General features: G+C 57.1%; 21 protein-coding genes. 16 read left to right on the forward strand and 5 right to left on the reverse strand.

Annotated features, from left to right (window positions below):
- Positions 1–34: 34 nt before the first annotated feature.
- On the reverse strand, positions 35–1705 hold the full coding sequence (gene sgrR / locus E0E17_RS10305) for an HTH-type transcriptional regulator SgrR (RefSeq protein ID WP_130833984.1): 1671 nt from the start codon (positions 1703–1705) through the stop codon (positions 35–37).
- 253 nt (positions 1706–1958) lie between these two features.
- Between sgrR and E0E17_RS10310 the strand changes: the two genes are divergently transcribed.
- A complete protein-coding gene (locus E0E17_RS10310) occupies positions 1959–3137 on the forward strand; it encodes an MFS transporter (protein WP_130833985.1) in 1179 nt (392 codons plus the stop codon).
- Positions 3138–3169: 32 nt separating this feature from the next.
- Here the strand turns inward: E0E17_RS10310 and leuD are convergent, their stop codons facing one another.
- The 4 genes from leuD to leuA are packed head-to-tail and all read right to left on the reverse strand — an operon-like array spanning position 3170 to position 7848.
- Positions 3170–3775 (reverse strand): 3-isopropylmalate dehydratase small subunit, encoded by a 606-nt coding sequence (leuD, locus tag E0E17_RS10315; RefSeq protein ID WP_130833986.1) that lies wholly within the window; start codon positions 3773–3775, stop codon positions 3170–3172.
- Between the two features lie 3 nt (positions 3776–3778).
- Positions 3779–5188: a 3-isopropylmalate dehydratase large subunit gene (leuC, locus tag E0E17_RS10320; RefSeq protein WP_130833987.1), complete on the reverse strand. Its 1410-nt coding sequence runs from the start codon at positions 5186–5188 to the stop codon at positions 3779–3781.
- 2 nt (positions 5189–5190) lie between these two features.
- Positions 5191–6282, reverse strand: a complete 1092-nt coding sequence (gene leuB, locus E0E17_RS10325; RefSeq protein WP_130833988.1) for a 3-isopropylmalate dehydrogenase — start codon at positions 6280–6282, stop codon at positions 5191–5193.
- On the reverse strand, positions 6283–7848 hold the full coding sequence (leuA, locus tag E0E17_RS10330) for a 2-isopropylmalate synthase (RefSeq protein ID WP_130833989.1): 1566 nt from the start codon (positions 7846–7848) through the stop codon (positions 6283–6285).
- A gap of 915 nt (positions 7849–8763) precedes the next feature.
- Between leuA and ilvI the strand changes: the two genes are divergently transcribed.
- The 15 genes from ilvI (at position 8764) to E0E17_RS10410 (ending at position 26153) form a co-directional block, all read left to right on the forward strand.
- Positions 8764–10488, forward strand: a complete 1725-nt coding sequence (gene ilvI / locus E0E17_RS10340) for an acetolactate synthase 3 large subunit (RefSeq protein ID WP_130833991.1) — start codon at positions 8764–8766, stop codon at positions 10486–10488.
- Positions 10489–10490: 2 nt separating this feature from the next.
- Positions 10491–10982 (forward strand): acetolactate synthase small subunit, encoded by a 492-nt coding sequence (ilvN, locus tag E0E17_RS10345; protein ID WP_130833992.1) that lies wholly within the window; start codon positions 10491–10493, stop codon positions 10980–10982.
- Positions 10983–11179: 197 nt separating this feature from the next.
- Positions 11180–12190 carry a catabolite repressor/activator gene (cra, locus tag E0E17_RS10350; protein ID WP_130833993.1) on the forward strand — a complete coding sequence of 337 codons (1011 nt, stop codon included), beginning with the start codon at positions 11180–11182 and terminating at the stop codon, positions 12188–12190.
- Between the two features lie 500 nt (positions 12191–12690).
- On the forward strand, positions 12691–13149 hold the full coding sequence (gene mraZ / locus E0E17_RS10355) for a division/cell wall cluster transcriptional repressor MraZ (protein WP_130833994.1): 459 nt from the start codon (positions 12691–12693) through the stop codon (positions 13147–13149).
- A gap of 2 nt (positions 13150–13151) precedes the next feature.
- Complete coding sequence (gene rsmH / locus E0E17_RS10360; RefSeq protein ID WP_130833995.1) at positions 13152–14093, forward strand: 16S rRNA (cytosine(1402)-N(4))-methyltransferase RsmH; 942 nt, start codon at positions 13152–13154, stop codon at positions 14091–14093.
- On the forward strand, positions 14090–14410 hold the full coding sequence (ftsL, locus tag E0E17_RS10365; RefSeq protein ID WP_130833996.1) for a cell division protein FtsL: 321 nt from the start codon (positions 14090–14092) through the stop codon (positions 14408–14410). The genes rsmH and ftsL overlap by 4 nt, the downstream gene beginning before the upstream one ends.
- Positions 14411–14426: 16 nt before the next feature.
- A complete protein-coding gene (locus E0E17_RS10370) occupies positions 14427–16193 on the forward strand; it encodes a peptidoglycan glycosyltransferase FtsI (RefSeq protein ID WP_130833997.1) in 1767 nt (588 codons plus the stop codon).
- Entirely contained in the window at positions 16180–17667 is a 1488-nt protein-coding gene (gene murE, locus E0E17_RS10375; protein ID WP_130833998.1) for a UDP-N-acetylmuramoyl-L-alanyl-D-glutamate--2,6-diaminopimelate ligase, read from the forward strand. The genes E0E17_RS10370 and murE overlap by 14 nt, the downstream gene beginning before the upstream one ends.
- A complete protein-coding gene (gene murF, locus E0E17_RS10380; RefSeq protein WP_130833999.1) occupies positions 17664–19025 on the forward strand; it encodes a UDP-N-acetylmuramoyl-tripeptide--D-alanyl-D-alanine ligase in 1362 nt (453 codons plus the stop codon). The genes murE and murF overlap by 4 nt, the downstream gene beginning before the upstream one ends.
- Positions 19019–20101: a phospho-N-acetylmuramoyl-pentapeptide-transferase gene (gene mraY, locus E0E17_RS10385; protein ID WP_130834000.1), complete on the forward strand. Its 1083-nt coding sequence runs from the start codon at positions 19019–19021 to the stop codon at positions 20099–20101. Before murF ends, mraY begins: the two co-directional genes overlap by 7 nt.
- A 2-nt stretch (positions 20102–20103) precedes the next feature.
- The gene (gene murD / locus E0E17_RS10390; protein ID WP_130834001.1) at positions 20104–21420 is read left to right on the forward strand and encodes a UDP-N-acetylmuramoyl-L-alanine--D-glutamate ligase; all 1317 of its coding nucleotides are present in this window, start codon (positions 20104–20106) and stop codon (positions 21418–21420) included.
- Positions 21420–22640, forward strand: a complete 1221-nt coding sequence (ftsW, locus tag E0E17_RS10395) for a cell division protein FtsW (RefSeq protein WP_130834002.1) — start codon at positions 21420–21422, stop codon at positions 22638–22640. The genes murD and ftsW overlap by 1 nt, the downstream gene beginning before the upstream one ends.
- Positions 22637–23716, forward strand: coding sequence for an undecaprenyldiphospho-muramoylpentapeptide beta-N-acetylglucosaminyltransferase (gene murG / locus E0E17_RS10400; RefSeq protein WP_130834003.1), 1080 nt, complete (start codon positions 22637–22639; stop codon positions 23714–23716). The genes ftsW and murG overlap by 4 nt, the downstream gene beginning before the upstream one ends.
- 48 nt (positions 23717–23764) lie before the next feature.
- Complete coding sequence (gene murC, locus E0E17_RS10405) at positions 23765–25240, forward strand: UDP-N-acetylmuramate--L-alanine ligase (protein ID WP_130834004.1); 1476 nt, start codon at positions 23765–23767, stop codon at positions 25238–25240.
- The gene (locus tag E0E17_RS10410; protein WP_130834005.1) at positions 25233–26153 is read left to right on the forward strand and encodes a D-alanine--D-alanine ligase; all 921 of its coding nucleotides are present in this window, start codon (positions 25233–25235) and stop codon (positions 26151–26153) included. Before murC ends, E0E17_RS10410 begins: the two co-directional genes overlap by 8 nt.

The following is a 26153-nucleotide window of genomic DNA, read 5'->3' on the forward strand; positions in this document are numbered from 1 at the left end:
TCATTCTAGTCATTTCTGGCGTCGGACGAAAGCGTCACAGATCGGGCGGCGCAAACCAGGCTGATTTGAAATCGAACCAGCCCAGGGTATTCATGCGCACCCCGCGCATGCTGCGCTGCCCCTCCAGCAGCAGCCAGTGATGAAACAGTGGATGCAGCTGGTGGCTTTCTACCAGCGTTTTGCACCATTCTGTCAGCGGTAGGGCTTTCTGACGCCAGCGTGCGGCATCCTGCGCCCAGTTGTTGCTCAGACAGTGCTGCAGCAGGGGGATTTCACACATCTGGGCAAACAGGGAGTAATCAAGCGGCAGGGTAAAGTTGATGCTGCCCAGCCAGATATCGCTTTGCGCCTCGCCGTGGAACCAGCTTTCGTAACTGATTTGCTGTACATGCAGCGTAACCCCCTGCTGCGCCAGCAGAGGACGCAACGCCGCAATAATCGCCTCATGTTCTACATGCTGACTGTAGCAGGTGACCGTCAGGCTATGCAGTCCGGCGGGCTTCTCTACCGGCGTCAGATCGCGTCGGTGATGCCAGCGCGGCAGCAGGCCCCAGGCGGGAAACCAGTAGCGCTGATAGTCCGCACCCGCCTGATTAAGCAGCGCAATGGGATTGCACAGATAACTGACCCAGTGACGAATCTGCGCATCGCGCCCTTGCGCGGAGCGCTGATCAAACAGCAGAAAGTAGCAGCCCTCTTCCAGCCGACTCTCTTCCGAGCGTTGATCCGCTATCACGCCGTCAACCCCCTCCAGCCGGACCCCGGCGACGGCCAGTTCGTTACTGATCTCCGGCAGCACCCAGACAGAGACATCATCGATCAGGGCGCGATAGCCAAAGTAGTCATCGTAAGCCGCGATTTTGAGTTGCGACGGCTGGTTGCGTACCACGGCGTAGGGACCGGTGCCTACCGGCTGGCGGGCGAAATCGCTTAATTCGGGCCACTCCTGCGGCAGGATCATGGCGCTGACACTGGCGAGCAACCAGGGGAGCCAGGCGTCGGGCTCACTGAGTTCGATATCCAGCGTCCAGGGCGCGGGGGAGGTGATGGTGTGCAGATGGGCAAACAGCGGCTGACTGCGCAGGCGCTGCAGCGAGGTCAGCACGTCAGCCATCTCCAGCTCGCGCCCATGATGAAAGCGGATCGCGGGGCGCAGGAAGAAACGCCAGCGTAGCGGGGCGGTCTGCTGCCAGTGATGGGCAATATCGGGTTCGATTTCCCCGTTTTCCCCATTTATGCGCGTCAGGCCGCTGAAAATCTGACGTGCCAGATGGGATTCCGAGCGACGCAGCGGTGATCCCGGCAGCAGGTTCAGCAGCGGGCGATAGTAGAGCACACGCAGAATATGTTTTCCCTGGCGGAAGCTGCGACCGAGATGGGCGGCAATCATCTGGCGCACCTGGTTTTTATCCCCGACCAGCTGTACCAGTTGCTCGATGCGCTCCTGCTCCAGCAGATCCTCGGCGCGCTGTTGTTGTAACGCCAGTCCGGTGGCGTGGAAGAGAAGACGGGAGCGCTTACCGCGTCCCGCCGCGGCCTGCCAGCTGAGCCAGCCCGCCTGCTGCATAGCGTTCAGCAGGTTACGCATGTGACGACGTGAACAGTTTAGCTGGAGCGCGAGATCATCCAGGGTAGTCTCCTGCGGCGCGCCCTGGCAGCGTTGCCACAGGCGGATGAACTGCTGCTGTAAACGGGATGAGGGCATAAAAGAGGAACTCCCGGTAAAAAGTGCTCTGTTTTTCTTGCCTTATATTAGCGGCACTATAAACACCAATGGAAGAGCGGGAGGCATTCAGCGATGAATGGCGCTCTGACAGGATCTTGCCTCGCGTGAGGCTGCTTCTGAGCAGGTGCATTTACACCGCCAGCAGTGTGAACTCTGCTGGCTTTTTTCCTGCGGCTATGGAATCTTCTACGCTTCCTTTCTCCTCGCTTTTCATCCTGTAAGGGATTCCGGTATGAAATCGCTGTTTACGCGGCCACGTGGTTTTAATCCAGTGCTGCTGGCCTTTATGGTTGTCACCTTTATGATTGGCGTTGCTGGTGCGCTGCAGGCTCCTGTGCTGAGCCTGTTTCTGACGCGCGAGGTGCAGGCGCGTCCTTTCTGGGTAGGGCTGTTCTTTACCATCAATGCCATTGCCGGCATTGTGATCAGCCTGCTGGTAGCGAAGCGATCCGATAACCGCGGCGATCGGCGTAAGCTGATCCTGTTCTGTTGCGCCATCGCCCTGCTGAATGCGCTGCTGTTTGCCTTTAACCGTCATTACCTGACACTGATCACCTTCGGCGTGCTGCTGTCTGCGCTGGCCAGCGTCTCGATGCCGCAAATCTTTGCACTGGCGCGCGAGTATGCGGATCGCTCTGCCCATGAAGTGGTGATGTTCAGTTCGATTATGCGGGCGCAGCTCTCCCTTGCCTGGGTGATTGGACCGCCGCTCTCCTTTTCTCTGGCGCTCAACTACGGCTTTGTCACCCTGTTTCTGGTGGCAGCACTGCTGTTCCTGGTTTGCATCCTGTTGATCTGGCTGACGTTGCCTTCGGTGCCACGCGTGGTGCAGTCGCCGGAGGTGGTATTAACGCAGCTCAGCGCCTGGAAAGATCCTCATGTGCGGCTGCTGTTTCTTGCTTCGATGAGCATGTGGACCTGCAGCACCATGTATATCATCGATATGCCGCTCTATATCAGCACCACCCTCGGGTTGCCCGAAAATCTGGCAGGCCTGCTGATGGGCACTGCGGCCGGGCTGGAAATTCCGATTATGCTGCTGGCGGGCTACTATGCAAAACGCCTCGGTAAACGCAAGCTGATGCTGATCGCCGTGGCGGCGGGAGTGCTGTTCTATCTCGGCCTGGTACTGTTCCAGTCGCGTACGGCGCTGATGGTGTTGCAGCTGTTTAACGCCATTTTCATCGGCATTATTGCCGGGATCGGGATGCTCTGGTTTCAGGAACTGATGCCGGGACGGCCCGGGGCGGCGACCACGCTGTTCTCAAACACGATCTCTACCGGAATGATTCTGGCAGGGCTGATTCAGGGCGCGGTGAGTGAACATCTGGGGCACTATGCGGTTTACTGGGTGGCGTGCGGGATGGCGCTGATGGCGCTGATACTGGTGGCGCGCGTGAAAGACGCCTGAAGAAAGGGCGGCCTGGGCCGCCCGTCTGTTGATCAGTGCAGGAAAGCGGGCTGCTTCTGCTCGTAATCGGTAATGGCACCTTCGTGCTGCAGGGTCAGTCCGATGCTGTCGAGGCCATTAATCATGCAGTGACGACGGAAGCTGTCGATGACAAACGAATAGCTTTTATCACCGGCGCGTACGGTCTGCGCTTCCAGGTCAACGGTAAAGCTGATGCCCGGCTGGGCAGCGACCAGCTGAAACAGCTCATCCACCTCCTCTTCGCTCAGCTTCACCGGCAGCAGCTGGTTGTTAAAGCTGTTGCCATAGAAGATGTCAGCAAAGCTGGGCGCGATCACCACCTGAAAACCGAAATCGGTCAGCGCCCAGGGGGCGTGTTCGCGTGAAGAGCCGCAGCCAAAGTTTTCCCGCGCCAGCAGAATGCTGGTGCCTTTGTATTCGGGCTTGTTCAGCACAAAATCGGGGTTCGGCACCTGACCGGCGTCATCTTCAAAGCGCCAGTCGTGAAACAGATGCTGACCAAAACCGGTGCGCGTCACCTTCTGCAAGAACTGCTTGGGAATGATGGCGTCGGTATCTACGTTAGCGGCATCCAGCGGGGCCACAATGCCTGTATGTTGGGTAAATTTCTTCGCCATGACTTATGCTCCTGCGCTCAGTTCGCGAATATCGGCAAAATGACCGGTCACCGCGGCTGCGGCGGCCATTGCCGGGCTGACCAGGTGAGTACGTCCGCCACGACCCTGACGGCCTTCAAAGTTACGGTTGCTGGTAGACGCGCAACGCTCGCCCGGATTCAGACGGTCATTGTTCATTGCCAGGCACATGGAGCAACCCGGCAGACGCCATTCAAAACCCGCCTCGAGGAAGATTTTGTCCAGGCCTTCCGCTTCCGCCTGCGCTTTCACCGGACCGGAACCCGGTACCACCATCGCCACTACGCCCGGCGCCACTTTTCGCCCTTTGGCAATCGCCGCCGCGGCGCGCAGATCTTCGATACGTGAGTTGGTGCAGGAGCCGATAAATACTTTGTCGATATTGACTTCCGTCAGGCGGATGCCCGGCTGCAGATTCATATAAGCCAGCGCTTTCTCTGCAGAGGCGCGCTCTACCGGATCGGCAAAGGAGGCGGGATCCGGGATCTGCTGATCAACGGCGATCACCTGGCCGGGGTTGGTTCCCCAGGTCACCTGCGGCGCGATCTCATTGGCCTGCAGCGTCACCACACGATCGAATTGCGCGTCAGGATCCGATTTCAGGGTACGCCAGTAATCCACCGCCTGTTCCCATTGCTCCCCTTGCGGTGCAAACTGACGCCCTTTCAGGTAAGCGAAGGTTGTGTCATCCGGCGCCACCAGGCCCGCTTTCGCGCCCATTTCAATCGCCATGTTGCACAGGGTCATGCGACCCTCCATGCTCAGCGCTTCGATGGCCGGACCGCAGAACTCCACAACGTGGCCGGTGCCGCCCGCGCTGCCGGTTTTACCGATGATCGCCAGCACGATATCTTTGGCCGTGATGCCTGATGCCGCTTCGCCCAGCACCTCAATTTTCATGGTTTTAGCGCGGCCCTGCTTCAGGGTCTGGGTCGCCAGCACATGCTCTACTTCGGAGGTGCCGATACCAAAGGCCAGCGCGCCGAAAGCGCCGTGGGTAGCGGTATGGGAGTCGCCGCAGACAATGGTCATGCCTGGCAACGTCATGCCCTGTTCCGGACCGATCACGTGCACGATGCCCTGGTAAGGGTGGTTCAGATCGTAGAGTTGTACGCCGAACTCGGCGCAGTTTTTAATCAGCTCCTGCATCTGAATACGCGCCATCTCGCCAGAGGCATTGATATCTTTGGTCTGCGTCGAGACGTTGTGGTCCATGGTGGCAAAGGTTTTTGCCGGCTGACGCACTTTACGTCCGTGGGCGCGCAGGCCATCAAAGGCCTGCGGCGAGGTCACTTCATGCACCAGGTGACGATCGATATACAGCAGCGGCGTTTCTTCTGGCGCTTCATAGACGACATGTGCATCAAATAACTTCTGGTATAAAGTTTTACTCATTATTATTTTTCCTCTGCGATAAAGCGGGCAATGATGCTGCCCATCTCATCGGTACTGATTGCCGGACCGTCACCAGCCAAATCGCGGGTACGGTAACCCTCCTCCAGCGCCCGGTTGATGGCGCGCTCAATGCTGTCGGCGGCTTCATCCGCATTCAGGCTGTAACGCAGCAGCAGCGACAGCGACAGAATTTGCGCGATCGGGTTAGCGATATTCTGTCCGGCGATATCCGGCGCAGAGCCACCCGCAGGTTCATACAGACCAAAGCCTTCTTCGTTCAGGCTGGCTGATGGCAGCATCCCCATGGATCCGGTGATCATGGCGCACTCATCAGAGAGGATGTCACCGAACAGGTTAGAGCAGAGCAACACGTCAAACTGCGACGGATCTTTAATCAGCTGCATGGTGGCGTTGTCGATATAGATATGGCTCAGTTCGACATCGGGATAATCTTTCGCGATTTCATTCACAATTTCGCGCCACATCACGGACGATTGCAGTACGTTGGCTTTATCGACCGAGGTCACTTTGCGACGACGCTTACGTGCTGACTCAAAGGCGATACGCGCGATACGCTCAATTTCGAAACGGTAATAGACTTCGGTATCAAAAGCGCGTTCGTGCGCACCGCTGCCTTCGCGGCCTTTCGGCTGACCGAAATAGATGCCGCCGGTCAGCTCACGCACGCAGAGAATATCGAATCCGCGGGCGGCGATATCGCTGCGCAGCGGGCAAAAAGCTTCCAGTCCTTTATAGAGCGCAGCCGGACGCAGGTTACTGAACAGTTTAAAGTGTTTACGCAGCGGCAGCAGGGCGCCACGCTCGGGCTGCGCGGCTGGCGGCAGATGTTCCCATTTTGGGCCGCCTACGGATCCAAACAGAATGGCATCAGCCTGTTCACATCCTGCCACCGTGGCAGGCGGCAGCGGTTCACCGTGATGATCAATGGCAATACCGCCAACATCATATTCGCTGGTGGTGATACGCATCGCGAAGCGCTGGCGAATGGCGTCCAGAACCTTCATGGCCTGCGCCATCACTTCCGGGCCAATGCCATCACCGGGCAATACTGCGATATGAGAGTTCTCAGACATTTATACCGTTTCCTTCTGCTCAGACTTAAATTTACGCTGCAATTCTTTTTCAACCTGTTTGGCGCGCCAGATGTTATTCAACGCGTTCACCATTGCTTTGGCTGAAGATTCAACAATATCGGTGGCCAGGCCGATGCCATGGAATTTACGGCCGTTATAATTCACCACAATGTCTACCTGACCCAGCGCATTCTCGCCGTGGCCTTTGGCGGTCAGCTGGTAGTTCACCAGTTCCGCATCGTATTGGGTAATGCGGTTTATCGCCTGATAGACGGCATCGACCGGACCGTTACCGGTTGCGGCTTCCGCTTTGACTTCGTCGCCGCAACCCAGATTGACCGAGGCGGTGGCAGTGATGCTGGAGCCAGACTGCACGTTAAACTCTTTCAGCTGAAAATGTTCCGGCTCTTCGTTCTGCTTATTGATAAAGGCCAGCGCTTCCAGATCGTAATCAAACACCTGACCTTTCTTGTCGGCCAGTTTCAGGAAAGCGTCGTACAGCATGTCCAGGTTGTAGTCGCACTCTTTATAGCCCATCTCTTCCATGCGGTGTTTCACCGCGGCGCGGCCGGAGCGTGAGGTCAGGTTCAGCTGGATTTTATTCAGGCCAATCGATTCCGGGGTCAGGATTTCATAGTTTTCGCGATTTTTCAGCACGCCATCCTGATGGATACCGGAGGAGTGAGCAAAGGCGTTGGAACCCACCACCGCTTTGTTCGCCGGAATCGGCATGTTGCAGATTTTGCTGACGATCTGGCTGGTGCGGTAAATCTCCTGATGCTGGATATTGGTGTGCACGTTCATGATCTGCGCGCGGGTTTTGATCGCCATGATCACTTCTTCCAGCGCACAGTTACCGGCACGTTCGCCCAGGCCATTCAGCGTACCCTCAACCTGACGCGCGCCTGCCTGCACCGCAGCCAGCGCGTTACCGGTCGCCATGCCCAGATCGTCATGGGTATGTACAGAGATAATCGCTTTATCGATATTGGGCACGCGATTCATCACCGAGGAGATGATGTTGGCGTACTCGCCCGGCAGGGTATAGCCCACGGTGTCGGGAATATTGATCGTCGTGGCACCGGCGTCGATGGTGGCTTCAATCACCCGACACAGATCGTCAATCGGAGTGCGGCCGCCATCTTCACAGGAAAACTCGACGTCGCTGGTATAGTTGCGTGCGCGTTTTACCATATGGACCGCACGCTCAATCACCTCCGGCAGGGTGCTGCGCAATTTGGTGGCGATATGCATCGGCGAGGTGGCGATAAAGGTGTGAATACGGAAGGCCTCGGCAACGCGCAGCGCTTCATAAGCGGCATCAATATCTTTCTCGACACAGCGCGCCAGCCCACAGACACGGCTGTTTTTAATGGTGCGGGCGATGGTCTGAACTGATTCAAAATCACCGGGTGAGGAGACCGGGAAGCCCACTTCCATCACGTCAATCCCCATCCGCTCCAGCGCCAGGGCGATCTGCAGTTTTTCTTTCACACTCAGGCTTGCCTGTAAGGCTTGTTCACCGTCACGCAGAGTAGTGTCGAAAATAATGACTTGCTGGCTCATTCAGTTCATCCTTTTGCGTTTAATTCGCCTGTGTCACGAGCATAAAAAAACCCGCGCAAGGCGCGGGTTTTTAATTTTCTGCAGGCTCAAATCAATGTTAGTTTTCGCCCACAAGACTACCGCGCAATGCAAATGCGTTAAGTAGTAGTAGTCCTGACAGGCGAAATGAAGCGAACATGGATTCCAACCTCAATAAATTTTTCTGTTGCATCTATAGTTACTGGATTAAGCGTGGGATGTCAACCATAAGTGAAAGGTTATTAAGCGCAGCGAGAAAGAAAAATATCCTGTGATTAACCGGGCTGGCAGTTTAATGAAAAAAGATCATGCACGGCAATCAGCCAGCGCGCGCGGCGCGGCAGGAGTGGCATCATTTTTCTTATATAATTCACTGATTTTTAATGATTAAGCTAATTAAATGGTCCGGGCGCAGGCAGACGGGAGGCGGCCACGCTGCAGAGGAATCTCATGTCGGAAGTCACACTGGAAGATAATAACACCATAAAAGATGCTGGCGCTAAAATAGTGGCCTGAGCGAAAGAAAATGAAATTTTAAATATTTCTTACATCGCGCTGAAAATAATTATTGTCGCAGCATATTCAACTGCGCTTGTGGCGTTCAATTAGTTTATTCCTCGCAAGGTTCTCTTTCCTTACAGCGCCTTTTCCGCAGTTAATTCCCCCGGCGCGCGTGTTTGGCGTTTGCCTGCTTACTTTTCTGCGGTTATGGTAATCCTCCTTCTCTCACCAGAATGAACTCAGCAAAATTCTCTGAACCCGGAGGGCGGCAGTACAATCTTTCCGCCGGGGGTAAACATAAGGTTTTGATCTAATTGGCGCACAGGACGCGGAAACCGGAGGCTGGCAGGTATCACTTGCGCCACCTGTTTCGCTCCTTAAGCCTGGAGGCAGAAAATGGAGATGTTGTCAGGAGCCGAAATGGTCGTCCGATCGTTGATCGACCAGGGGGTAAAGCAGGTATTCGGTTATCCGGGCGGAGCGGTGCTCGATATCTATGACGCTCTGCAGACGGTAGGGGGTATCGACCATATTTTAGTGCGTCATGAGCAGGGCGCGGTCCACATGGCGGACGGCTATGCACGCGCCACCGGCGAAGTGGGCGTGGTGCTGGTCACCTCTGGTCCCGGCGCGACCAATGCGATTACCGGCATCGCCACCGCCTATATGGATTCCATACCGATGGTGGTGCTCTCAGGCCAGGTACCCTCTTCGTTGATCGGCTATGATGCGTTCCAGGAATGCGACATGGTGGGGATCTCCCGTCCGGTGGTGAAGCACAGCTTTCTGGTAAAAAGCACTGAAGAGATCCCGGTGGTGCTGAAGAAGGCGTTCTGGCTGGCGGCCAGCGGTCGCCCCGGCCCGGTAGTGATCGATCTGCCCAAGGATATCCTCAATCCGGCGAATAAACTGCCCTATGCCTGGCCTGAGACGGTCAGCATGCGCTCTTATAACCCGACCATTCAGGGGCACAAAGGCCAGATCAAACGTGCGCTGCAGACGCTGTTAGCTGCGCATAAGCCGGTGCTCTATGTGGGTGGTGGTGCCATCACCTCCGCCTGTGAGGCTGAACTGCTTCAGCTGGCAGAGACGCTGAATATTCCTGTCACCTCCTCACTGATGGGCCTGGGCGCTTTCCCCGGCACGCATCGGCACTGTTTAGGCATGCTCGGCATGCATGGCACTTATGAAGCCAACATGGCGATGCACAATGCGGATCTGATTTTCGGCATCGGCGTGCGCTTTGACGATCGCACCACCAATAATCTGGCAAAATATTGCCCGAATGCCACCGTCATGCACATCGACATCGATCCCACCTCGATTTCGAAAACGGTCGCGGCCGACATTCCTATCGTCGGTGATGCCCGTCAGGTGTTGCAGCAGATGCTGGAGCTGCTGGGGCATACTGAAATTAAGCAGCCGTATGACAGCCTGCGTGACTGGTGGCAATCGATTGAGACCTGGCGCAGCCGTAAATGCCTGGAATTCGATCGCAGCAGTGACAAGATCAAGCCGCAGGCGGTGATCGAAACTATCTGGCGTTTAACCCACGGCGAGGCCTATGTCACCTCCGATGTGGGGCAGCACCAGATGTTTGCGGCGCTCTATTATCCGTTCGACAAACCGCGGCGCTGGATTAACTCCGGGGGGCTTGGCACCATGGGATTCGGCCTGCCAGCTGCGCTGGGCGTGAAAATGGCGTTGCCGCAGGAGACGGTGATTTGTGTGACCGGTGACGGCAGCATCCAGATGAATATTCAGGAGCTCTCCACCGCGTTGCAGTACAACCTGCCGGTATTGGTACTGAACCTGAACAACCGTTTCCTCGGCATGGTGAAACAGTGGCAGGATATGATCTATTCCGGTCGCCATTCGCAATCCTATATGGAATCGCTGCCTGACTTTGTCCGTCTGGCTGAGGCCTATGGGCATGTGGGGATCGGCATCCAGCGTCCTGAGGAGCTGGAAGATAAGCTGAGTCTTGCGCTGGCTGAGCTGGCGAAGGGCCGTCTGGTGTTTGTTGATGTCAACGTCGATGGCAGCGAGCATGTCTATCCGATGCAGATTCGCGGTGGCGCTATGGACGAAATGTGGTTGAGCAAAACGGAGAGGACTTAATTATGCGTCGCATTTTATCGGTTCTGCTGGAAAACGAATCCGGCGCATTGTCTCGCGTGGTCGGGTTGTTCTCTCAGCGCGGCTATAACATTGAGAGCCTGACCGTTGCGCCGACCGACGATCCTACGCTGTCACGCATGACGATTCAGACCGTTGGCGATGAAAAAGTGCTGGAGCAGATTGAAAAACAGCTGCATAAACTGGTGGATGTTTTACGCGTAAGCGAACTGGGGCAGGGCGCTTATGTCGAACGCGAAATTATGCTGGTGAAAATTCAGGCCAGCGGTTACGGGCGTGAAGAGGTTAAACGCAGCGCAGAGATCTTCCGTGGTCAGATTGTTGACGTCACGCCGTCGCTGTATACGGTTCAGCTTGCCGGGACCAGCGACAAGCTTGATGCGTTTTTGACCACCGTACGTGACGTGGCGGAAATTGTTGAAGTGGCCCGTTCCGGCGTCGTCGGTGTGGCACGTGGCGACCGCGTGATGCGTTAAATGCGCTGTGCGCGTCAGTAAAAAATCAGCTAACCCGGCGTAAAGTCGGGTTTTTTATTTTTATGCATTAACGCGCCTTCACTGACAAAAGCGGTTGCTCCCGCCACTTTTCTGCTGTTAGATGTAACAAAAGCATAATCCATCGCTAAACTGCGGCTATTTTCGCCAGCAAAGCGTTGTTGAGGTGTGGGGTTCCTGTGAAACTGGATGAAATTGCGCGCCTGGCGGGCGTTTCGCGTACAACGGCCAGCTATGTCATTAATGGCAAAGCGAAGCAGTATCGTGTCAGCGACAAAACCGTGGAAAAAGTGATGTCGGTGGTGCGAGAGCATAATTACCATCCCAATGCGGTGGCCGCCGGTTTGCGCGCGGGCCGGACGCGGTCTATTGGCCTGGTGATCCCCGATCTGGAAAACAGCAGCTATACGCGGATCGCTAACTATCTTGAGCGTCAGGCGCGGCAGCGAGGTTATCAGCTGCTGATCGCCTGTTCTGAAGATCAGCCGGATAATGAGATGCGCTGTGTTGAACATCTGCTGCAGCGTCAGGTGGATGCCATTATCGTCTCCACCTCGCTGCCGCCAGAACATCCTTTTTATCAGCGCTGGATTAACAATCCTTTGCCGATTATCGCCCTTGACCGCGCGCTGGATCGTGAACACTTTACCAGTGTGGTAGGGGCCGATCAGGAAGATGCGTATACGCTGGCGGCTGAATTGCGCCAGCTGGCGATAAAAAATGTGCTTTTCCTCGGCGCGCTGCCAGAGCTGTCGGTGAGTTTTTTACGTGAAAGCGGCTTTCGTGACGCCTGGAAAGAAGATCCGCGTCCGGTTGAGTATCTCTACTGCAACAGTTTTGAGCGTAGCGCCGCCGCGGCGCTGTTTGAAAAATACCTTGAGGATCACCCCATGCCGGAGGCGCTTTTTACGACCTCCTTTGGTCTGTTACAAGGAGTGATGGATGTCACGCTGAAGCAACATGGCCGTCTGCCCAAAGACCTGGCGATCGCCACGTTTGGCGACCACGAATTACTGGACTTTCTGGAGTGTCCGGTACTCGCGGTAGGGCAGCGTCATCGTGATGTGGCTGAGCGCGTGCTGGAGCTGGTACTCGCCAGTCTTGATGAACCGCGTAAACCCAAACCTGGTTTAACCCGCATACGGCGTAATTTATTTCGCCGGGGGCAATTAAGCCGCAAAACAGAATGAAGAAAAGGGCAGCAAAATTGCTGCCCGCTGCCTTTTTTATCGCGGGAATTCTATTTTTGATAAGATTCTCAGCGTAAAAAAGCGTAAATAATCGCCACGCCTGCTAACATTTTAGAATTGTTAATCTTTCTGATTCGGCTGGATTTTCAGCAACGCATAAACCCGCGCCTGACGGGACTGGGATCGCGCTTCTTTCGGAAATCCCTTAAAATGCCGCCTTTGTCGCAGAATCAGGCGTAAATAAAATTCGATATGAAATTGTGTTATTTTTAGCCATTTTTCTGCCCGGGAAAATTTTTATTCCATTATTCATCAGGTTAATTTTCACTTTTTCATTCCTTCCCAATTTATCGCCTCTTAAATTTAATTCTATTAGCAGGAAATAGTGTTATTCAGCGCCCGCTCCGGCTTGACAAGGATTTCGTCGGCTCCGTAAACTCGTTTCGTGGTAAAAAGTGGGATAAAGTGGTGAAAACGGGTGACTGAGGGGAAAGGCTGGCATGTTCCGTGGAGCAACGTTAGTCAACCTTGACAGCAAGGGACGTCTGGCCGTACCAACGCGCTATCGTGAAATGCTGATTGAGGAATCTCAGGGTCAAATGGTCTGTACCATTGACCTTCATCAACCCTGCCTGCTGCTTTATACCTTACCCCAGTGGGAAATTATCGAAAAAAAGCTGTCTCGCTTATCCAGCATGAACCCACTTGAGCGCCGTGTGCAGCGCTTGTTATTGGGTCATGCCAGTGAGTGTCAGATGGACAACGCAGGTCGTCTGCTGCTGGCCAATACACTGCGCCAGCATGCGAGCCTGACAAAAGAAGTGATGCTGGTTGGACAGTTTAACAAGTTTGAACTGTGGGATGAACAGACCTGGTATCAACAAGTTAAGGATGACATTGACGCAGAACAGTCGGCTCAGGAACCTTTATCTGAGCGGTTGCAGGACTTGTCGCTATAGCTATGCAGGAAAATTATAAACATACCACGGTGCTGTTAGATGAGGCCGTTAATGGCCTGAACATCAGGGATGACGGCATTTACATCGATGGCACCTTTGGTCGCGGCGGACATTCACGCCTGATTCTCTCCCGGCTGGGCGAGAAAGGGCAGCTCATCGCTATCGATCGCGACCCGCAAGCTATCGCTGCTGCCGCTGAGATAAAGGATCCCCGATTCTCAATTATTCATGGCCCTTTTTCGGCGCTGGCGGAGTACATGACGGCGCGGGAACTGAATGGCAAAATTGATGGCATTTTACTGGATCTGGGGGTTTCATCGCCGCAGCTGGATGACGCCGAGCGCGGCTTTTCTTTTATGCGTGACGGACCGCTGGACATGCGAATGGATCCCACGCGCGGTCAGTCGGCCGCCGAGTGGCTACAGCAGGCGGAAGAGGGCGATATCGCTTTTGTCCTGAAAACTTATGGGGAAGAGCGCTTTGCCAAACGCATCGCGCGCGCCATCGTGGAACGCAATCGTCTGGCGCCCATGACGCGCACCCGGGAGCTGGCAGAGGTGATTGCTGCTGCTACGCCCGTTAAGGATAAGTTTAAGCATCCGGCGACGCGCAGTTTTCAGGCCATTCGTATCTGGATTAACAGCGAGCTGGAAGAGATTGAAACGGCACTGAAAGGCGCGGTTACGGTGCTGGCGCCGCAAGGGCGCTTATCGGTGATCAGCTTCCATTCGCTGGAAGATCGTCTGGTGAAGCGCTTTATGCGCGATCAGAGTCGCGGTCCGCAGGTTCCGGCGGGACTGCCGATGACGGAAGCGCAGCTGAGCGCCCTCGGCGGACGCGAGCTCCGGTTACTGGGCAAAATGGTGCCGGGGGAGGCTGAAGTCGCGGAAAACCCGCGTGCGCGCAGTTCAGTATTACGTATTGCTGAAAGGACCGAAGCATGATTAGCAACGAGCGCCACAGCCTGCCCGGCGTGATCGGGTCGGATTTGCTGCGATTTGGCAAAATCCCGCTGTTGCTGCTGGTTGCTGTACTGGTCTCCGCCGTGCTGGTGGTGACCACCACCCACAAAACGCGTTTGCTGACCGCGCAGCGCGAACAGTTGGTGCTGGAGCGCGACGCGCTGGATATCGAATGGCGTAACTTGATCCTGGAAGAGAATGCGCTGGGCGATCATAGCCGCGTTGAGCGCACGGCGACGGAAAAGCTGCATATGCAGCATGTAGATGCTTCGCAGGAACATATTGTGGTACAGCAATAAGGAATCGTTAAAATCAATGAGCGGCGCAAGCAGAACGCTGAAGGCAAAAAAACAGGAAGATAAAGCCAGCTTTGTGAGCTGGCGTTTTGCGTTGCTGTGCGGCTGCATTTTACTGGCGCTGTTCGGTTTACTCTCCCGTGTCGCCTGGCTGCAGGTGATCAATCCGGATAAGCTGGTGAAAGAGGGCGACCTGCGTTCACTGCGGGTCCAGGCGATTCCCACCGCGCGCGGCATGATCAGCGATCGCGCCGGGCGTCCGCTGGCGGTGAGCGTGCCGGTCAATGCCATCTGGGCCGATCCAAAAGAACTGCATGAACATGGCGGCATTACCCTCGACAGTCGCTGGAAAGCGCTGGCGGATGCGCTTTCCGTGCCGCTCGACCAACTGGCTACGCGCGTTAACGCCAATCCCAAAGGGCGTTTCGTCTACCTGGCGCGTCAGGTCAACCCCGCCATTGGCGACTACATTAAAAAGCTGAAGCTGCCCGGTATCCATCTGCGTGAAGAGTCACGGCGTTACTATCCGGCCGGTCAGGTGACATCCCATCTGATCGGCTTTACTAATATTGACGGGCAGGGTATCGAAGGCATCGAAAAAAGCTTCGATAAATGGCTCACCGGCCAGCCGGGCGAACGTACGGTGCGTAAAGATCGTTACGGGCGCGTCATTGAAGACATCTCCTCCGTGGACAGCCGCGCCGCACACAACCTGACGCTCAGTATTGATGAGCGCCTGCAGGCGCTGGTTTACCGTGAGCTGAACAATGCCGTGGCCTTTAACAAGGCGGAGTCAGGCACCGCCGTGCTGGTGGATGTGCACACCGGCGAGGTGCTGGCAATGGCCAACAGTCCGGCTTATAACCCCAATAACCTGAGCAACACGCCCAAAGATGTGATGCGCAACCGTGCCATCACCGACATTTTCGAACCGGGTTCGACCGTCAAGCCGATGGTGGTGATGACTGCGCTGCAGCGGGGCGTGGTGCGGGAAAACAGCGTGCTGAATACCGTTCCCTACCGGGTCAACGGTCATGAAATCAAAGATGTGGCGCGCTATAACGAATTGACCCTTACCGGGGTGCTGCAGAAGTCGAGTAACGTCGGGGTTTCACGTCTGGCGTTAGCGATGCCGTCCTCAGCGTTGGTAGATACTTACTCACGTTTTGGACTGGGTAAACCGACCAATTTGGGGTTGGTCGGGGAAAGTAGTGGCTTATATCCTCAAAAACAACGGTGGTCTGACATAGAGAGGGCCACCTTCTCTTTCGGCTACGGGCTAATGGTAACGCCGTTACAGTTAGCGCGAGTCTATGCAACGATCGGCAGCTACGGCATTGCCCGTCCGCTCTCCATTACCAAAGTTGACCCGCCGGTGCCCGGTGAACGGGTGTTCCCTGAATCGCTGGTGAAAACCGTGGTGCATATGATGGAGAGCGTGGCGCTGCCCGGCGGCGGCGGCGTGAAGGCGGCCATCAAAGGCTATCGCATCGCCATCAAAACCGGTACCGCGAAAAAAGTGGGGCCGGACGGACGCTACGTCAATAAATATATCGCCTACACCGCAGGTGTCGCACCTGCCAGTCATCCTCGTTTTGCCCTGGTGGTCGTGATCAACGATCCCCAGGCCGGGAAGTATTATGGCGGCGCGGTATCGGCGCCAGTGTTTGGCGCGATAATGGGCGGCGTGCTGCGGACCATGAATATCGAACCGGATGCGCTGCCGGTCAATGACAAAAATGAGTTGGTAATTAACAGAAATGGGGATCCAAGTGACAGATCGTAACCTGCGCGACTTACTGGCACCCTGGGTGCCGGGCGCGCCGGCGCGTCCGCTACGTGACATGACACTGGATAGCCGCAGTGCGGCATCCGGCGATCTGTTTGTCGCCGTGACAGGCCATCAGGTTGATGGCCGACGCTTTATTCCACAAGCTATTGCTCAGGGCGTGAGCGCCGTGATTGCCGAAGCGGAAGGGGAAGCCGCCGATGGCGAAATCCGTGAACTGCATGGTGTGCCGGTAATCTATCTGGCTCAGCTGCAGCAGCGCCTTTCCGCGCTGGCCGGGCGCTTTTATCAGCAGCCGGGGGAGCGACTGAAGCTGATCGGCGTGACCGGCACCAACGGCAAAACCACCACCACCCAGCTGCTGGCGCAGTGGGCTAACCTGCTGGGTGAACGCGGGGCGGTGATGGGTACCGTGGGCAACGGGCTGTATGGCCGGTTAACGCCTGCCGAAAATACCACCGGCTCGGCCGTCGAAGTGCAGCAGATACTGCACGACCTGGCAGGGCAGGGCGCTTCGCTGGCAGCCATTGAAGTCTCTTCACATGGCCTGGCCCAGCATCGCGTCGCGGCGCTGCCGTTTGCCGCCGCCGTGTTTACTAACCTGAGCCGCGATCATCTCGATTATCACGGTGATATGCACAAGTATGAGTCAGCTAAGTGGCTGCTCTTTACGGAGCATCAGGTAGGCCAGGCCATCATCAATGCGGATGATGAGGTGGGTCGCCGCTGGCTTCAAAAACTGCCCGATGCGGTGGCGGTGGTTCAGAAAGAGAATGTACCGGCGGACTGGCATGGCCGCTGGTTAAAAGCCACAGAAGTTCATTATCAGGACAACGGTGCGCGCATCCGCTTCAGCTCCAGCTGGGGCGAGGGGGAGATTGAGAGTCGCCTGATGGGCGCGTTTAACGTCAGTAACCTGCTGCTGGCGCTGGCCACGCTGCTAGCGCTTGACTATCCGCTGGCGCAGCTGGTTGCCAGCGGCGCACAGCTCCAACCGGTATGCGGGCGTATGGAAGTGTTCAGCGCGCCGGGCAAGCCCACCGTAGTGGTCGATTATGCTCACACCCCCGATGCGCTGGAAAAAGCGCTGGAAGCGGCGCGCCTGCATTGCAAAGGCCAGCTCTGGTGCCTGTTTGGCTGTGGTGGCGATCGCGATAAAGGTAAGCGCCCGCTGATGGGGGCGATAGCCGAGCAGTTCGCCGATGTGGTGGTGGTTACTGATGACAACCCGCGCAGCGAAGAGCCCGCCGCAATCATCAGGGATATCCTGAGCGGTCTGCTGGATCCGGGCCGCGCGCGCGTGGTCGCAGGCCGGGCGCAGGCGGTCACCAATGCGGTGATGCAGGCGCAGCCCGACGATATCGTGCTGGTGGCAGGCAAAGGCCATGAAGATTATCAGATTGTCGGCAATCACCGACTCGACTACTCCGACCGCCTGACGGTCGCCCGTTTACTGGGGGTGATTGCATGATCCCGTTTACTTTACAAACCCTGGCCGAGATCACCGGCGGCAAACTGATCGGCAGTGATTTGACCCTGAGCGATGTGACCACTGACACGCGCAAAGTGAGTGCAGGTAGCCTGTTTGTCGCGCTGGTGGGCGAACGTTTCGATGCACACGATTTTGCAGGTGATGCCATTGCCAGTGGGGCGCTGGCATTACTGGTAAGTAAGCATTTACCTGTCGCCGTCTCGCAGGTGGTGGTAAGCGATACGCGTCTGGCGTTTGGCAAGCTGGGCGCCTGGGTGCGTCAGCAGGCCAGCGCACGCGTCGTTGCCCTGACCGGCTCATCCGGAAAAACCTCCGTGAAGGAGATGACGGCGGCGATTTTGCGTCAGTGCGGCGAAACCCTCTATACCGCCGGTAACCTGAACAACGATATCGGCGTGCCGATGACCCTGTTGCGCCTGACGCCAGAGCACCAGTATGCGGTGATTGAGATGGGTGCCAACCATCAGGGCGAAATCGCTTATACCACCGAGCTGGTACGGCCAGAAAGCGCGCTGGTTAACAACCTGGCGGCGGCTCATCTGGAGGGCTTCGGCTCGCTGGAGGGGGTAGCCAAAGCCAAAGGGGAGATTTTTGCCGGCTTACCGGCGCACGGCACCGCCATCCTGAATCTGGAAAGCAACGACTGGCCGCACTGGCAGACGCAGCTGCATGGCAAAACTGTCTGGCGTTTTGCGCCCAATGCCCAGGCCGACAGCGATTTCTGGGCCAGCGACGTGCAGGTGAGTGCCGACGGCACCCATTTCGTGATGCATACGCCGCGCGGCAATATCGCCATTACGCTGCCCCTGCCGGGGAAACACAACATCGCCAATGCCCTGGCAGCCGCGGCGCTGGCGCTCTCTGTTGATGCGCCGCTCAGCGCAGTACAGACGGGCCTGAAAACGCTGCAGGCGGTGCCGGGCCGACTCTTTCCCATCCATCTCTCTGATACGCAGCTATTGCTGGACGACAGCTACAACGCCAATGTCGGCTCGATGACCGCAGCGGCGCAGACGCTGGCCGACATGCCGGGCTATCGCGTTATGGTCGTAGGCGATATGGCGGAACTGGGCGATGAGGCGGAGCAGTGTCACCGTGAAGTCGGGCTGGCGGCGAAGCTGGCAGGTATCGATCGCGTGCTGAGTACGGGCTCACTCAGTCATTACATCAGCGAAGCCAGCGGCGTTGGCGAACATTTCAGCACTAAAGCTGCACTGATTGAACGATTACGGACGCTGTTGTCCGAACAACCGGAAATTACCGTTTTGATAAAAGGTTCGCGTAGTGCCGCCATGGAGCAGGTAGTACAGAGCTTACAGGAGAAAGGAACATGTTAGTCTGGCTGGCCGAGCACCTGGTCTCACTTTATTCTGGCTTTAACGTCTTTTCCTATCTGACGTTTCGCGCCATTGTCAGCCTGCTGACCGCGCTGTTTATCTCTCTGTGGCTGGGACCACGTCTGATCGCCTGGCTGCAAAAACTGCAGATTGGCCAGGTGGTGCGTAATGATGGCCCGGAATCCCATTTCAGCAAGCGTGGTACGCCGACGATGGGCGGCATTATGATTCTTACTTCCATCACGATCTCGGTACTGATGTGGGCGTATCCTTCCAACCCTTACGTCTGGTGTGTGCTGTTTGTGCTGGTGGGCTTTGGTGTCATCGGCTTTGTGGATGATTACCGCAAAGTGGTGCGCAAAGACACTAAAGGCCTGATTGCGCGCTGGAAATATTTCTGGATGTCGGTGATCTCGCTGGGCGTCGCCTTTGCGCTGTTTATCGCCGGTAAAGATACCCCGGCTACTCAGCTGGTGGTGCCGTTCTTTAAAGACATCATGCCGCAGCTCGGCTTGTTTTATGTGCTGCTGGCGTACTTTGTGATTGTCGGCACCGGTAACGCGGTTAACCTTACCGACGGCCTGGATGGCCTGGCGATTATGCCCACGGTGTTTGTTGCCGCCGGTTTCGCGCTGGTGGCCTGGGCCACAGGTAACGTGAACTTCGCAGAGTATCTGCACATTCCTTATTTGCGCCATGCGGGCGAACTGGTGATTGTCTGTACCGCCATTGTCGGTGCCGGACTCGGCTTTCTCTGGTTCAATACCTATCCGGCGCAGGTGTTTATGGGCGACGTGGGATCGCTGGCGCTGGGCGGCGCGCTCGGCACCATCGCGGTGCTGCTGCGTCAGGAGTTTTTGCTGGTGATCATGGGCGGCGTCTTTGTAGTTGAAACGCTGTCGGTGATCCTGCAGGTGGGATCGTTCAAACTGCGCGGCCAGCGTATTTTTCGCATGGCGCCGATTCACCACCACTATGAACTGAAAGGCTGGCCGGAACCGCGCGTCATCGTGCGCTTCTGGATTATTTCCCTGATGCTGGTGCTGATTGGCCTGGCAACGCTGAAGGTACGTTAATTATGGCTGACTATCGGGGCAGAAAAGTCGTCATTATCGGGCTGGGCCTGACCGGGCTCTCCTGTGTTGATTTCTTTTTAGCGCAGGGCGTAACACCCCGCGTGATGGATACCCGTGTGTCACCGCCGGGCCTGGATCGGCTGCCGGAAAGCGTGGAGCGCTACACGGGGGGTATCAATAGCGACTGGCTGCTGGATGCGGATTTGATCGTTGCCAGCCCGGGTATTGCGCTGGCACATCCGGCATTAAGCGAAGCGGCTGAGGCCGGTATTGAAATTGTGGGCGATGTTGAGCTGTTTTGCCGCGAAGCGCAGGCCCCCATTGTAGCGATTACCGGCTCAAACGGGAAAAGCACCGTGACCACGCTGGTCGGGGAAATGGCGAAAGCGGCTGGCTGGCAGGCAGGGGTGGGCGGCAATATTGGCTTGCCAGCCTTAACTCTGTTGAAAGAGCCTGCGCAACTCTATGTGCTTGAGCTCTCCAGTTTCCAGCTGGAGACCACCCATAGCCTGAAAGCGGCAGCGGCCACCATCCTGAACGTTACTGAAGACCATATGGATCGCTATCCGCTGGGCATGCAGCAATATCGCGCCGCGAAACTGCGTATCTATGAAAATGCCCGCGTTTGCGTGGTGAATGCGGATGATGGCCTGACCATGCCGGTGCGCGGTGCCGATGAGCGCTGTATCAGCTTTGGCGTTGACGTGGGGGATTACCACCTGCATCAGCAGCAGGGCAGCGTCTGGCTGCGGGTAAAGGGCGAAAAAGTCCTGAATACCGAGGAGATGAAGCTGGTCGGCCAGCACAACTACACCAACGCGCTGGCGGCACTGGCGCTGGCGGATGCGGTAGGGATGCCGCGCGCTTCCAGTCTGAAGGCGCTGACCCATTTTACCGGTCTGCCGCACCGTTTCCAGCTGGTGCGGGAGCACAACGGCGTACGCTGGATTAATGATTCCAAAGCCACCAACGTGGGCAGTACGGAAGCGGCGCTGAATGGCCTGCAGGTCAAAGGCACGCTCTGGCTGCTGCTGGGCGGTGACGGCAAGGCGGCGGACTTCACACCGCTGGCGCGTTATCTGCAGGGCAGTAATGTACGAACTTATTGTTTTGGCCGCGACGGCGATGCGCTGGCGGCTTTGCGTCCGGAGATTGCCACCCGTACCGGGACGCTGGAGGAGGCGATGACGCAGATCGCCCGTCAGGTACAGCCGGGCGATATGGTGCTGCTTTCTCCCGCCTGTGCCAGCCTCGATCAGTTCCGCAGTTTTGAACAGCGCGGCGACCGCTTCGCCCAACTGGCGCAGGAGTTAGGCTGATGCGTATTCCGGGGCTGCAGCTGGCAGGCGGTATCACCGAGCGCCTGAAAGAGTGGGTCATGGGCGCGGGCGGCCGCGAGAGCGATGGCGCCGCCATGGTGCTCTATGACCGGACGCTGCTCTGGCTGACGTTTGGTCTGGCGATTGTGGGCTTCGTGATGGTGACCTCGGCCTCGATGCCGGTGGGGCAGCGTCTCTCGGAAGATCCCTTTTATTTTGCCAAACGTGATGCGCTCTATCTGGTGTTGGCGCTTGGCCTCTCACTGGTCACATTGCGCGTGCCGATGGCGTTCTGGCAGCGCTACAGCAATATGATGCTGCTTGCCTCGGTGGTGATGCTGCTGATCGTGCTGGTGGTGGGCAGTTCGGTAAACGGCGCATCGCGCTGGATTGCACTGGGGCCCTTGCGTATTCAGCCTGCGGAATTATCGAAGCTGTCGCTGTTTTGCTATCTCGCCAGCTATCTGGTGCGCAAAGTGGAAGAGGTGCGTAACAACTTCTGGGGCTTCTGTAAGCCGATGGGCGTGATGGTGGTGCTGGCGGTGCTGCTACTGGCGCAGCCTGACCTCGGTACCGTGGTGGTGCTGTTTGTTACCACGCTGGCCATGCTGTTTCTGGCAGGGGCCAAACTCTGGCAGTTTCTGGCCATTATCGGCTCCGGCATTTTTGCCGTGGTGTTGCTGATTATCGCCGAGCCGTACCGTATGCGCCGCGTCACCTCCTTCTGGAACCCGTGGGAGGATCCCTTCGGCAGCGGCTATCAGTTAACGCAGTCGCTGATGGCGTTTGGTCGCGGCGAATTCTGGGGGCAGGGCCTGGGTAACTCAGTGCAAAAGCTGGAGTATCTGCCGGAAGCGCATACCGACTTCATTTTCTCCATTATCGGGGAAGAACTCGGTTATGTCGGTGTGGTTTTGGCGCTGTTAATGGTATTCTTCGTGGCTTTTCGTGCGATGTCGATTGGACGGCGGGCGTTAGAGCTTGACCAGCGTTTTGCCGGTTTTCTCGCCTGCTCTATTGGCATCTGGTTTAGCTTCCAGGCGCTGGTGAACGTCGGCGCGGCGGCGGGCATGTTGCCCACCAAGGGACTGACGTTGCCGTTGATCAGTTACGGCGGATCGAGCCTGATCATTATGTCGACGGCGATCGTTTTTCTGTTGCGCATAGATTATGAAACGCGCCTGGCAAAAGCGCAGGCGTTTACCCGAGGTGGTCGATGAGTGGCAAGCGACTGATGGTAATGGCAGGAGGAACCGGTGGACATGTTTTTCCTGGTCTGGCCGTTGCGCATCATCTGATGGATCAGGGCTGGCAGATACGCTGGCTGGGCACCGCTGACCGGATGGAAGCGGAGCTGGTGCCGAAGCACGGCATCGACATTGAGTTTATCCGCATCAGCGGCCTGCGCGGTAAAGGCGTCAAAGCACTGCTGCTGGCCCCGCTGCGTATTTTCAACGCCTGGCGTCAGGCGCGCGCCATTATGAAAAAGTGGCAGCCGGATGTGGTGCTGGGTATGGGAGGCTACGTCTCCGGCCCCGGCGGTCTGGCGGCCTGGAGTTGTGGTATCCCGGTGGTGCTGCACGAACAGAACGGCATTGCGGGCCTGACCAACAAGTGGCTGGCAAAGATCGCCCGAAAAGTGATGCAGGCGTTCCCGGGGGCCTTTCCGGATGCGCAAGTGGTAGGAAATCCGGTGCGTACCGATGTGCTGGCGCTGCCCTTACCGGCCGAACGTCTGGCGCAGCGCAGCGGTCCGCTGCGTGTGCTGGTGATTGGCGGCAGTCAGGGCGCGCGCATTCTGAATCAGACGCTACCGCAGATCGCGGGGCAGCTGGGCGATCACATTACGCTCTGGCATCAGACAGGAAAAGGTGCTCTGGCGGAGGTGCAGCAGGCTTATCAGCAGGTAGGCCAGAGCCAGCATAAGGTGACCGAGTTCATCGATGATATGGCAGCCGCTTACGCCTGGGCCGATGTGGTGATCTGCCGCTCCGGCGCGTTGACGGTGAGCGAAGTGGCCGCAGCGGGTTTACCGGCGATTTTTGTGCCTTTCCAGCACAAGGATCGCCAGCAGTACTGGAACGCGTTGCCGCTGGAAAAAGCGGGCGCGGCCAAAATTTTCGAGCAGCCGCAATTTACGGCGGAGGCTGTAGTGCAAACGCTGAGCGCATGGGATCGCGCGACTTTATTAACGATGGCGGTGAACGCACGTCAGATTGCGATTCCGGATGCCACCGAGCGCGTTGCCGCTGAAGTGGCGAAAGCGGCAAATTCATTTTCTGGTCAGCCGCGCTGACCCGTGTCGTCATACGACACAAAGCGGAATAACAGGTAATTGAGAACCATGAATACACAACAACTGGCAAAACTGCGTTCCATTGTGCCCGAGATGCGTCGCGTCCGGCACATCCACTTTGTCGGCATCGGCGGTGCCGGCATGGGCGGTATTGCCGAAGTGTTGGCGAATGAAGGTTACCATATCAGCGGCTCCGATCTGGTACCCAACGCGGTGACGCAGCATCTGACCACGCTGGGTGCGACCATCTATTTTCATCACCGCCCGGAGAACGTCACTGACGCCAGCGTCGTGGTGGTCTCCAGCGCGGTTGCGCAGGATAATCCGGAGCTGGTGGCTGCGCGTGAAGCGCGTATTCCGGTGATCCGGCGTGCCGAGATGCTGGCGGAGCTGATGCGCTTTCGCCATGGCATCGCGGTGGCAGGCACGCACGGTAAAACTACCACCACGGCGATGGTCACCAGTATTTATGCTGAAGGGGGGCTTGATCCCACTTTCGTCAACGGGGGGCTGGTCAAAGCGGCCGGTACCCATGCGCGCCTGGGCAGCAGCCGCTACCTGATTGCGGAAGCGGACGAAAGCGACGCCTCTTTTCTCCATTTACAGCCGATGGTGGCGATTGTCACCAATATCGAAGCTGACCATATGGATACCTATCAGGGCGACTTTGAGAACCTGAAGCAGACGTTTATCAACTTCCTGCACAATCTGCCCTTTTATGGCCGGGCGGTGATGTGTGTGGATGACACCGTGATTCGCGATCTGATTCCGCGCGTAGGTCGTCAGGTTACGACCTACGGCTTCAGCGAAGATGCCGATGTGCGTATCGAAAATTATGAACAGCGTGGCGCGCAGGGGCACTTTACGCTGGTGCGTCAGGATAAGCCGCTGCTGACGGTAACGCTGAATGCGCCGGGACGACACAATGCGTTGAACGCCGCCGCCGCGGTTGCCGTCGCCAGCGAAGAGGGCATTGAAGACACTGCCATTCTGGCAGCGCTGGAGAGCTTCCAGGGCACCGGACGCCGCTTTGATCTGCTGGGCGAGTTCCCCACACAGGCGGTAAATGGCATCAGCGGCAGCGCCATGCTGGTGGATGACTATGGTCATCATCCGACAGAAGTGGATGCCACCATCAAGGCGGCTCGTGCCGGCTGGCCCGATAAAAAACTGGTGATGGTATTCCAGCCACACCGCTATACCCGTACCCGCGATCTGTTTGATGATTTCGCCAATGTGCTGTCGCAGGTGGATGTGCTGTTGATGCTGGATGTCTATGCTGCGGGCGAAACCCCGATTCCCGGCGCTGACAGCCGTTCGCTCTGCCGCTCGATTCGCGGCCGCGGCAAAGTGGACCCGATTCTGGTCCCTGATCATGAGGCGCTGCCTGGCATGCTGGCCCCGGTGCTCTCCGGTAACGATCTTATTCTGATGCAGGGCGCAGGTAACGTGGGCAAGCTTGCCCGCAAGCTGGCGGATATCCGGCTGCAACCTGCAGCGCTACAGGAGGAACAGCATGGCTGAGAAAGTCGCCGTCCTGATGGGCGGTCACTCTGCGGAGCGTGAAGTCTCGCTGATGTCCGGTAATGCGGTGCTGGCCGGGCTGCGCGAAGCCGGTATTGATGCTCATGCGGTCGATACCCGGGAGGTGTCCGTATTGCAGCTGAAAGCGGCGGGCTTTGATAAAGCGTTTATTGCGCTACACGGGCGTGGTGGCGAGGATGGTACCGTACAGGCGGTGCTGGAATTCCTGCAGATCCCTTATACCGGCAGCGGCGTGATGGCATCGGCCGTTACCATGGATAAATTGCGCACCAAGCTGCTGTGGCAGGGGCGCGGACTGCCCACCGGAAGGTTTGTCTGGCTGACACGTCAGCAAATGGCAGACGGACTGAGTGCCGAAAGCCAGGCGGCGATTGCCACACTCGGCTTTCCGCTGTTTGTGAAGCCTGTCTGTGAAGGCTCCAGCGTGGGCATCAGTCGCGTAAACCATCAGGAGGCGTTGCCAGCGGCGCTGGAAGAGGCGTTTCGTCACGACAACGAGGTGTTAATCGAAGCCTTTCTCAGCGGCGCGGAATACACCGTTGGCATCCTGGGCGATACCATTCTGCCTTCGATTCGCATCCAGACGGTGAGCGAATTTTATGACTATCAGGCGAAATATATCTCAGATGAGACACAATATTTCTGCCCGAGCGGGTTGAGTGCGGAACGTGAAGCGGAACTGCAGAGACTGGTAAAATCGGCCTGGCAGACGCTGGGATGCAGCGGCTGGGGACGTGTAGATGTGATGTGTGATGAAACCGGCGCCTTCCAGTTGCTGGAAGTGAATACCTCGCCCGGCATGACCAGCCACAGTCTGGTGCCGATGGCGGCGAAACAGGCGGGAATGTCTTTTTCGCAACTGGTCGCGCGTATTCTGGAGCTGGCCGACTGA

The sequence above is a fragment of the [Erwinia] mediterraneensis genome (assembly GCF_900604315.1).
GTDB classification, from domain to species: Bacteria; Pseudomonadota; Gammaproteobacteria; order Enterobacterales; family Enterobacteriaceae; genus Pantoea; species Pantoea mediterraneensis_A.

Excerpts from the sequence above, each read along its gene's own strand:
- ftsW (WP_130834002.1), top strand. The coding sequence starts at position 21,420 with ATGCGTATTCCGGGGCTGCAGCTGGCAGGCGGTATCACCGAGCGCCTG.
- E0E17_RS10410 (WP_130834005.1), top strand. The coding sequence starts at position 25,233 with ATGGCTGAGAAAGTCGCCGTCCTGATGGGCGGTCACTCTGCGGAGCGT.
- murG (WP_130834003.1), top strand. The coding sequence starts at position 22,637 with ATGAGTGGCAAGCGACTGATGGTAATGGCAGGAGGAACCGGTGGACAT.
- mraZ (WP_130833994.1), top strand. The coding sequence starts at position 12,691 with ATGTTCCGTGGAGCAACGTTAGTCAACCTTGACAGCAAGGGACGTCTG.
- leuC (WP_130833987.1), bottom strand. The coding sequence starts at position 5,188 with ATGAGTAAAACTTTATACCAGAAGTTATTTGATGCACATGTCGTCTAT.
- mraY (WP_130834000.1), top strand. The coding sequence starts at position 19,019 with ATGTTAGTCTGGCTGGCCGAGCACCTGGTCTCACTTTATTCTGGCTTT.
- E0E17_RS10310 (WP_130833985.1), top strand. The coding sequence starts at position 1,959 with ATGAAATCGCTGTTTACGCGGCCACGTGGTTTTAATCCAGTGCTGCTG.
- rsmH (WP_130833995.1), top strand. The coding sequence starts at position 13,152 with ATGCAGGAAAATTATAAACATACCACGGTGCTGTTAGATGAGGCCGTT.
- leuB (WP_130833988.1), bottom strand. The coding sequence starts at position 6,282 with ATGTCTGAGAACTCTCATATCGCAGTATTGCCCGGTGATGGCATTGGC.
- leuD (WP_130833986.1), bottom strand. The coding sequence starts at position 3,775 with ATGGCGAAGAAATTTACCCAACATACAGGCATTGTGGCCCCGCTGGAT.
- ftsL (WP_130833996.1), top strand. The coding sequence starts at position 14,090 with ATGATTAGCAACGAGCGCCACAGCCTGCCCGGCGTGATCGGGTCGGAT.
- murF (WP_130833999.1), top strand. The coding sequence starts at position 17,664 with ATGATCCCGTTTACTTTACAAACCCTGGCCGAGATCACCGGCGGCAAA.
- E0E17_RS10370 (WP_130833997.1), top strand. The coding sequence starts at position 14,427 with ATGAGCGGCGCAAGCAGAACGCTGAAGGCAAAAAAACAGGAAGATAAA.
- sgrR (WP_130833984.1), bottom strand. The coding sequence starts at position 1,705 with ATGCCCTCATCCCGTTTACAGCAGCAGTTCATCCGCCTGTGGCAACGC.
- murC (WP_130834004.1), top strand. The coding sequence starts at position 23,765 with ATGAATACACAACAACTGGCAAAACTGCGTTCCATTGTGCCCGAGATG.
- ilvI (WP_130833991.1), top strand. The coding sequence starts at position 8,764 with ATGGAGATGTTGTCAGGAGCCGAAATGGTCGTCCGATCGTTGATCGAC.
- murD (WP_130834001.1), top strand. The coding sequence starts at position 20,104 with ATGGCTGACTATCGGGGCAGAAAAGTCGTCATTATCGGGCTGGGCCTG.
- leuA (WP_130833989.1), bottom strand. The coding sequence starts at position 7,848 with ATGAGCCAGCAAGTCATTATTTTCGACACTACTCTGCGTGACGGTGAA.
- ilvN (WP_130833992.1), top strand. The coding sequence starts at position 10,491 with ATGCGTCGCATTTTATCGGTTCTGCTGGAAAACGAATCCGGCGCATTG.